The organism is Nocardia cyriacigeorgica (assembly GCF_010858045.1).
Lineage (GTDB): Bacteria > Actinomycetota > Actinomycetes > Mycobacteriales > Mycobacteriaceae > Nocardia > Nocardia cyriacigeorgica_E.
Window position 1 is genome coordinate 1 of record NZ_JAAGVC010000223.1, and the last position, 326, is coordinate 326.

Consider the following 326-nt stretch of genomic DNA (forward strand, 5'->3'; position numbering starts at 1 on the left):
TGGCTTGCCGTTCGGCACCTCGAGGATCACCGGATCTCGTTCGGGCTGGCGCACCACAACGCCGGGTGCTGGTGTGATGGCGGTGTCCCAGATGACCGGGACCCCATACGATCCGTCTCCGCGGTCCTCGGCGTTGCCGCGGATCTGCACACCCGGTATCGGCGAGATCTCGAAAATGTGGCCGCGTCCCGGGCCGATCGGGTTGCCGTACGGGTCGCGCGGGGTGATCACCAGCACCCCGTTGTCGTCGGTACCTTCGAACACGACGCCAGTAGTGCCCGGATCGATACCGGGCTCGACATGAATCGACCAGTGCGCCTCACGGC

The 326-nt window shown here is 66.3% G+C and carries 1 protein-coding gene; it reads right to left on the reverse strand.

Translation table 11 applies throughout. The annotated features are described in order from the left end of the window. Positions 1-264 (reverse strand): hypothetical protein (locus GV790_RS29465; protein WP_163818082.1); only part of this gene is annotated, 264 nt, incomplete at its 3' end. Between the last annotated feature and the right edge of the window lie 62 nt (positions 265-326).